7 protein-coding genes are annotated in these 8,122 nt (G+C 45.7%); 5 read left to right on the top strand and 2 right to left on the bottom strand.

What is annotated here, in order from left to right; translation table 11 throughout:
* Nucleotides 1–245 precede the first annotated feature (245 nt).
* Nucleotides 246–1,106, bottom strand: a complete 861-nt coding sequence (locus IBX48_RS09070) for a YicC/YloC family endoribonuclease (protein WP_296833523.1) — start codon at nt 1,104–1,106, stop codon at nt 246–248.
* Between the two features lie 97 nt (nt 1,107–1,203).
* Between IBX48_RS09070 and rph the strand changes: the two genes are divergently transcribed.
* From rph to IBX48_RS09050, 4 genes are all read left to right on the top strand, one after another.
* Entirely contained in the window at nt 1,204–1,923 is a 720-nt protein-coding gene (gene rph / locus IBX48_RS09065) for a ribonuclease PH (protein ID WP_296833520.1), read from the top strand.
* A gap of 71 nt (nt 1,924–1,994) precedes the next feature.
* Nucleotides 1,995–2,576 (top strand): RdgB/HAM1 family non-canonical purine NTP pyrophosphatase, encoded by a 582-nt coding sequence (gene rdgB / locus IBX48_RS09060; RefSeq protein WP_296833517.1) that lies wholly within the window; start codon nt 1,995–1,997, stop codon nt 2,574–2,576.
* A gap of 42 nt (nt 2,577–2,618) precedes the next feature.
* Nucleotides 2,619–3,818, top strand: coding sequence for a radical SAM family heme chaperone HemW (hemW, locus tag IBX48_RS09055; RefSeq protein ID WP_296833514.1), 1,200 nt, complete (start codon nt 2,619–2,621; stop codon nt 3,816–3,818).
* Between the two features lie 7 nt (nt 3,819–3,825).
* Complete coding sequence (locus tag IBX48_RS09050; protein ID WP_296833511.1) at nt 3,826–5,910, top strand: AsmA family protein; 2,085 nt, start codon at nt 3,826–3,828, stop codon at nt 5,908–5,910.
* 38 nt (nt 5,911–5,948) lie between these two features.
* Here the strand turns inward: IBX48_RS09050 and IBX48_RS09045 are convergent, their stop codons facing one another.
* Nucleotides 5,949–7,271, bottom strand: a complete 1,323-nt coding sequence (locus IBX48_RS09045; RefSeq protein ID WP_296833508.1) for a DEAD/DEAH box helicase — start codon at nt 7,269–7,271, stop codon at nt 5,949–5,951.
* A 188-nt stretch (nt 7,272–7,459) separates the two neighbouring features.
* Here IBX48_RS09045 and IBX48_RS09040 point away from each other — a divergent pair, with 188 nt between their 5' ends.
* Nucleotides 7,460–7,978, top strand: a complete 519-nt coding sequence (locus tag IBX48_RS09040; protein ID WP_296833506.1) for a hypothetical protein — start codon at nt 7,460–7,462, stop codon at nt 7,976–7,978.
* The last annotated feature ends 144 nt before the right edge of the window (nt 7,979–8,122 follow it).

Raw genomic sequence — 8,122 nt, 5'->3', positions numbered from 1 at the left:
TCCCTCCAGAATTAGTAGCGAAAAGTGAACTGTCTTATAAGTTCTTCGTTGTAGTCCGCCTTGACCTTAGAATGACTAAGGTCGGCGACGCACGCCTAGAATCAGTGACCTTTAAGTCCCGCAGAATCAAGCAGGGGTTAATCGAGGTGCCCTAGTGTTTTACACATTATAACCATATAATTTGTATAGTAATAAGATCTATTTTTCATAATTGTACACCAGTTTATAAAAAGCTGTACAAATAGTTATACAATATTTTGAACTTGTTCGCGCATTTGTTCGATTAGCACTTTTAATTCGACACTAACTTGAGTTACGCGGGCATCAATCGATTTAGCGCCTAAAGTGTTAGATTCGCGATTAAGCTCTTGCATTAAAAAGTCGAGACGTCGGCCAATTGCACCTGGCTGGTTGGCAACACGCACCACTTCGTCAAGATGAGTATGAATGCGATCCAGTTCTTCAGCGACATCAATTTTCTGCGCCAAGATTGCGACCTCCATCGCTAAGCGGCTTTCATCGAGCTGTTCGCTGAGCTCTTGAATACGTTCACGCAGGCGCTGCTGGTAGTCTTGTACAAGACTGGGCAGAATCGGGTTTAGACTATGAAGCTGTTCCCGTATCGCGTCAACGCGCTGAAGGATCAGTTGCGCTAATTGTTGGCCTTCGCGTTGACGTGATTCATTCAGTTGTTGCAGGGCTAATTCAAAGCTTGCCAGCAGGTCAGTTTGGATTTGATCTACATCGAACGACTGGGTTTGCAGCAGGCCTGGCCATTGTAGTATTTCCAACGGATTAATTTGGGTCGCTTCTGGCAGGCGTTGTTGAATATGACAAATGGCTTGATTGAGTTGCGATAGCCGCGCTTCATCAATCGGTAAATCCTGTTGTGCTTGATTCAATTCGAGTTTTAATCCTAACTCGACCTTGCCCCGTTCGAGTTGCTGTTTGCACAAATCACGCAATGGCATTTCGAGTGAACGATAAGCGTCTGGTAAACGAAAAGTGAGTTCTAAATAACGTTGGTTAACGGCGCGGATTTCCCACTGAATTTGCCCCCATTCGGTGGTGTGGCTGGTGTTGGCAAACGCCGTCATACTCTTCATTTAGATCACCTTAGATGGTTTATAATGGCCTCATTTTACAGCTTAGCTATATAGGCGTCCAACTTAAGGGCGCGCTCATAAATCACAAGGAAAACTCATGCGACCCAGCGGAAGAAATTTGCAAGCTTTACGAGACATTCGCATTACCCAAAACTTTACCAAACACGCCGAAGGTTCGGTGCTGATTGAGTTTGGCGATACCAAAGTGATTTGTACCGCTACGGTGGAAAATACGGTGCCGCCGTTTTTACGCGGCCAAGGCCAAGGTTGGTTAACGGCGGAATATGGCATGTTGCCGCGTTCGACCAATACGCGTATGCGCCGTGAAGCCTCGGCGGGTAAACAAGGTGGGCGTACTTTGGAAATTCAACGTTTAATTGGGCGTTCATTACGTGCTGCGTTGGATTTAAAAAAGTTGGGCGAACGCACCATTTATATTGATTGCGATGTCATCCAAGCCGATGGTGGCACCCGCACCGCTTCTATTACTGGCGGCTTTGTTGCGTTGGTTTTGGCGCTGGAAACCTTAATTGAACAAGGTAAACTCACCGAAAACCCGTTAGCGCATTACATTGCCTCAGTCTCGGTGGGGGTCTACAAGGGGGAGGTGGTAGTGGATTTGGATTATGCCGAAGATTCGAATGCCGATACCGATATGAATTTGGTGATGACCGAAACCGGCGATTTTATTGAAGTGCAAGGCACCGCCGAAGCCGCGCCTTTTAGTTTAACGCAAATGAATCAAATGATGAGTATGGGGCAGGCGGCGATTTTTGAGTTAATTGAAAAACAAAAACAAGCCATTAAACAAAGCTAACGAAGATTTTTAAAAGACCCCAATCAAGCCAACCACCAGGCCTGGTGGTTGGTTAAACAAAAGGATTAAGCATGCAAACTTTGGTGTTAGCCACCAATAACGCCGGCAAATTAAAAGAGTTGTTGGCCTTGTTTCCGGATAAAGATGTGCGCCCGCAAGGTGGTTTTTTTAGTGAACAGGCGGAAGAAACCGGCTTGAGTTTTATTGAAAACGCCTTAATTAAAGCGCGTTTCGCTTCACAAAAAACCGGTTTACCAGCGATTGCTGATGATTCAGGAATCGAAGTGGCGGCTTTAAGTGGCGAGCCGGGCATTTATTCGGCGCGTTATGCGGGGGTCGGCGCAACGGACACGCAAAACTTATATAAGTTATTGGAAACCATGCATGATGTAGCGGATGACCAACGCCAAGCCAGTTATTATTGTGCGATGGTGTGTGTGCGCCATGCGAATGACCCCACGCCCTTGATTGGTTTGGGGCGTTGGCAAGGTGAGTTATTGCGCCAGCCACAAGGCGACGGTGGGTTTGGTTACGATCCGATTTTTTATTTGCCGGATTACCAATGCACCGCCGCTGAAATTGACGTGCAATTGAAAAATCAAATTAGCCATCGCGCCCAAGCGTTACAAGCTTTGGTCACGCAACTCGCCTAACCAGGCCTGGTGCTTTGCAATAACTGAGCAAAACTTAATTTTATGATGCACTTTACCCAGCCTTTGCCTTTATCACTTTATATTCACTATCCCTGGTGTGTGCAAAAGTGCCCTTATTGCGATTTTAATTCGCACGACCTCAAACCCGGCATCAATTTAGCCACCCAAGAACAGGTTTATTTGCAAGCCTTGGTGAAACAGTTAGAATCGACCTTGCCGATGATTTGGGGGCGGCCGATTCAGTCGATCTTTTTTGGTGGTGGTACACCCAGCTTAATGTCGGTAGAAGGGTTGGATTGGTTGATGTCGCAACTGCGTGCTTTGCTGGGCTTTGGTTCGGATATAGAAATGACGTTAGAAGCCAACCCCGGTACGGTGGATGAAGCCAAGTTTGTCGGCTTTCGTCAGGCGGGAATCAACCGTTTATCAATCGGCATTCAAAGTTTCAATGCCGATCATTTAAAAGCGCTGGGTCGTATTCATAACGACCACCAGGCCTGGTCGGCGATTGAAGCGGCCAAGTTGGCCGGGTTTGATAATTTCAATTTAGATTTAATGTTTGCCTTGCCGGGGCAAACATTAGAACAAGCCAGTCAAGATGTGGCGCAAGCGCTCAGTGCCCAGCCCAATCATATCTCGCATTATCAATTAACGCTTGAGCCTAATACGCCGTTTTATCGTCAACCGCCCGTGTTGCCAGATGAAGATTTGGCTTGGGATATGCAGTTGGCCTGCCAACAACAACTCAAGCAAGCGGGTTATGAACACTATGAAGTGTCGGCTTATGCCAAGCCCGGCCAACAAAGCCGCCACAATTTGAACTATTGGACATTTGGCGACTACATCGGCTTGGGAGCCGGCGCACACGGTAAATTGACCCTGCCACAAAGCGCTGAAATTTGGCGCTCGCAAATGCCGGCTTCGCCGGGGGCGTTTGTGCATTTACTCGATAAACCAGCGGACTTAACCACCAGGCCTGGTGGTTCGCCTTCTTATGGGCGTTGGCATAAAGTCGCCGCAAACGAAGTGACGTTTGAATTCATGTTAAATGCGTTACGCTTGCAACAAGGTTTTGATTTGGATTTATTTAACGCGCGCACCGGTTTGAGCTTAGACCTCATTGAGGATAAATTGGCACAAATGGCAAAAGAAAATTGGATAATTCGAACTGAAAATCAGCTAGAATTGACTTCTCAAGGTCAGAAATATTTAAACTCATTGATCGAACTTTTTTTGGAATAGGTGATGTATGAGACACAAAATTAATCGTGGACTCAAAATTTTAGTGGTGGTGTTTTTTCTGGTGCCAGTATTTGTATTGGCGGCATTTTTTGGGGCGGTGAGTTTAATCGACTTTAACCAATACAAACCCATGATTGAGCAAGAAGTTGCGGTCAAAACCGGCTATAAACTGCGGATTGAAGGCGATATTGAAACCAGTGTGATTCCTTTGCAGCTCAAAATAGGTCAAAGCCAATTAGGTTATGCTGAGTTTGACAGTGACGAACCATTGCTGGCGTTCGAAAAAATCAACTTGCGGGTATCGTTAGCTGCCTTGTTATTGCAAGCCAAAGTGCATTTGTTGGGGGTGGAGTTATTTGAACCTCGCCTGCATTTGAAAGTGGACGAGCAGGGAAAAACCAATTGGGGCGCAAATCTTGCATCGGCTAACACCGAAACCGCACCGCGTTTTGAGCGCGTGAATTGGCAAACTGTTAATAGCACGCCTGAGAAAGTCATAGAACAAAGCGCGCAGATGGCTGAACGTTTTGATATTAAATTAAGTAATGTCACTTTGTATGATGGTCTGGTAAGTTGGCGTAACCCAGCACGTAACCAGCATTATGAACTGTCTAATATAGAACTTATGGCGTTTGATATTGAATTGGGCCAAGGGTTTGATCTGCAAATGCAGGGCCAGTTGAAAAATCAACACACCGGTCAAAGCTTTCAGGTCGATCAACAAGGCCACATGTCGGTAGCCAAAGACATGAAATCCCTGTCGGTACAAAAGTTAAATGCCGATGTGAGCATATTTTGGCCGCAAGACATGGATCGTACTGAGTTAAAAATTCAACTTGATCTGAGTGGTTTGAATTGGCGTCAAGTCGACAAATCGATTGATATTGAGTCGGTCAGGTTAAAAGCGCTAGATACCGATATGAGCCTGAGCTTTTCCGGCCATTACGGCGATAAGTTGGACTTAGATGGCCGAGTTGATATGGATTATCTGAATCCGCGTCAGTGGTTGAACTATTTCAAGCTACCTTATCCTGAGTTTGTCGATAAACAAGCTTTAAGCCAATTAAAAGGCGGCTTTAATTGGCAGCTCACCCCGCAAAAGTGGCAGTTAGAAGATATGGCCTTAACCCTAGATAAAACCGATCTGAAGGGTTACTTTAATTTTCAACACGGCGCTCAGCCCAGTTATCAATTTGAGTTGGCGTTAGATCAGCTGAATATGGATTTTTATGCGGCCACCGTTACAACGTCTACCGACACAACCAGTGTTACGACGGGTGATTCAACGCCTAAAGCCGATCAGGTCACGTCTGAATTAGTTTATTTACCGATCGGTGTACCGGTCACCACATTGCGTGAAAGTCAGGTTCAGGGTCAGTTACAAATCGATGCGTTACAAATATGGCAAGCTCATTATCAACAAGTGCATATGGGCTTTAACTCGCAATATGGCAAAATGGATATTGCACCGTTTGATGCCGACTTGTATGACGGTCGTTGGCGTAGTCAGTTTAGCGTGGATGTAAACAGCGACACACCACACTATCAGCTTAAAGGGCGTCTAGATCGCCTAAACGCGCAAGCTTTTTTGCGTGATGTGGCGAATTACGATTTGTTAACAGGCACTTTATCGAGTCATTTTGACCTGCGCACAGCGGGTAGCAATCTGGATGCGATTAAATACAATATGAATGGTTTGTTTAGAACGGATCTAGCCGATGGTGCTTATCTTGGGGTGGATTTAAATCGATTGTTAATCGGTCAGCCTATTCAGCAAGGCGATGCCACGCGTTTAGAAAAGCTAAGTCTATCAGGTCAAGTGGTTAAAGGGATCTACCATTTACAACAAGCCAGCTTAAAAAGTGAACGATTTGATGCCGTTGCATTTGGTAAAGTCCACCTGCCTAATGCCACACTAGAAGCCGAACTACAGCTCACTTATCAACAGCCACCCGAAGGTTTAGCCATCTTGAAAGGGGTGACAATACCGGTGAAATTGAGTGGTTCGATTATGCAACCAGATTGGCAGGTCGATATAGATAAGTTGTTGGGCGCGGATAATTTGCAACGCTTAATGCGCTTTTTTAATTAACGCCCAACAACTGGGATAGCTGAAATAACTTGAAAAGCTTAAGAGTCTGACTTGGTGCGTGATTGTGTGTTCACACGATCACGATTTGGCCAGCGTGTTGTTTTAGGCTTAGCCGCACCAGCGGGTTTGTTGCCACCTGAACCTGGGCGTCCACCTCGGTTATTGCCGCCACCATTCATTGCGGGGCGGCGTTTTGGTTTGCGATCCATCGAGGTGGCCGGTACTTCATGCTTAGGTTCAAAACCATCTTCATAACGACGCGTTAGTAACTTGCCAGTTAAATGCTCAATCGCCGCTAACAATTCAACTTCATCCGCACTCACCAACGATATGGCTTCACCTTTTGAACCGGCACGACCAGTACGACCAATACGGTGTACATAATCTTCCGCCACATTTGGTAAATCAATGTTGATGACGTGGGGTAGTAAATCAATGTCGATGCCACGAGCCGCAATATCGGTGGCCACTAATACACGAACTTTATTGGCTTTAAAGTCAGCCAAAGCTTTAGTACGAGCGCCCTGGCTTTTATTGCCGTGTAAAGCCGCCGCTGGAATGCCAGCTTGCGCCAGCTTTTCGGTCATGCGGTTTGCACCGTGTTTGGTTTTGCTAAACGCCAAAACCTGTTGCCATTGATTGGTGGCCACTAGGTGAATCAACAATTCCGTTTTGCGTGCTTTATCCACCGGAATTACGGTTTGTTCAACCAATTCGGTGGTGACATTCGGTGCCGCTACCGATACCTCTAAAGGCTGGTTCAAAAACTGTTTCGCTAGCTCGCGGATTTGACCTGAGAAGGTCGCGGAAAACATTAAGGTTTGGCGTTTTTTAGGTAGCACCTTCACAATACGTTTTAAATCGTGAATAAAGCCCATGTCTAACATGCGGTCGGCTTCGTCCAAAACTAGAATTTCTAGTTTGTCGAATTTGACCGCATTTTGCTGATATAAATCCAACAAACGACCCGGTGTGGCGACTAACACATCCACACCACGGCGTAATTTCATCATCTGAGGGTTAATGCTAACGCCGCCAAATACTACGGTTGAACTGGCTTTAATGTGTTGACCATAGTTAACGACACTTTCGTGAACCTGCGCGGCTAACTCACGTGTTGGTGTCAGTATTAAGGCGCGTACTTGGTTCGCTTCTGGGCGCTCACCTTTGGATAAAAGCTCCAACATAGGCAAAGTAAAACCAGCGGTTTTACCCGTACCGGTTTGCGCCGCGGCCATTAGGTCGTGACCTTTTAATACTAAAGGGATGGCTTGTTGTTGGATGGGGGTAGGCGTTGTATAACCTTCGTCATTAACAGCGCGCACAAGTGTTTCGGCTAAACCTAGCTCGGTAAATTTCATATTCAAGTCTCATAGAGTAAGTGCGACCTGAATCTGACAACCAAACCAAATCGCGGGGGTAAAAAGAGCGCCAAGCTTACAGCAGATCAGCAAAAAAAGCGAGCAATCTGTTTTACTTAAACTAAACGTTAGGAGTAGAATTTGATAAGGCATACGCCTAATTAAAGATAAAAACTAAGGAGTGATCTGTGAAAAAAGCAACTTTACCGGCGTTAATCGGTGCGTTAGGCCTGATGTTAAGTTTACCAACGCAAGCGTTTGTGGCGGAATTAGCCGATCCGGCTTGGAATGGCAAAGCTGTACCTAAAGGTATGCAGTGTCAAAAATTTGGTGGCGAAGGCCCGAGAACACCGGCATTAATGATCAGTGAAATTCCAGAGAATACCAATGTTTTAATTTTTGAATACAGCGATCGCAGCCATCAGCCGATGGATAACGGGGGTCATGGTAAATTTGGTTTTGCCATCAATGAACAAACCGGTTCAACTTGGGTGCCGCAGGTATCCGGTCATAGTTTTGAACTGCCAAAAGGCTTTTTTATGATTGAAGCACATCGTAATCCAAACTGGGATAAAGCCGGTGCCTATATGCCGCCTTGTTCGGGTGGTCGAAATAACAGTTATTATGTGACGGTTAAGGCCGCTCAGCTTAAAGATGATAAGCTTAAAATTCATGCTGAAACAGTTTTAGAATTAGGTAAATATTAATCCGCAGCTTCAAGTAATAACTGCAATATCTAAATAAAGCTGACCACCAGGCCTGGTGGTCAGCTTGTTAAGAGGCACAATTCTTAGCGGTTTGTTTGGCGATAACGCAGAATATCGTTACTGCCTTCTAACAAAACTAACTCT

Origin of the sequence: Thiomicrospira sp., assembly GCF_014859555.1 — a bacterium.
Classification (GTDB): domain Bacteria; phylum Pseudomonadota; class Gammaproteobacteria; order Thiomicrospirales; family Thiomicrospiraceae; genus Thiomicrospira.
This window is presented reverse-complemented; position numbering and strand designations above follow the sequence as displayed.

Excerpts from the sequence above, each read along its gene's own strand:
- IBX48_RS09070 (WP_296833523.1), bottom strand. The coding sequence starts at position 1,106 with ATGAAGAGTATGACGGCGTTTGCCAACACCAGCCACACCACCGAATGG.
- rph (WP_296833520.1), top strand. The coding sequence starts at position 1,204 with ATGCGACCCAGCGGAAGAAATTTGCAAGCTTTACGAGACATTCGCATT.
- rdgB (WP_296833517.1), top strand. The coding sequence starts at position 1,995 with ATGCAAACTTTGGTGTTAGCCACCAATAACGCCGGCAAATTAAAAGAG.
- hemW (WP_296833514.1), top strand. The coding sequence starts at position 2,619 with ATGATGCACTTTACCCAGCCTTTGCCTTTATCACTTTATATTCACTAT.
- IBX48_RS09050 (WP_296833511.1), top strand. The coding sequence starts at position 3,826 with ATGAGACACAAAATTAATCGTGGACTCAAAATTTTAGTGGTGGTGTTT.
- IBX48_RS09045 (WP_296833508.1), bottom strand. The coding sequence starts at position 7,271 with ATGAAATTTACCGAGCTAGGTTTAGCCGAAACACTTGTGCGCGCTGTT.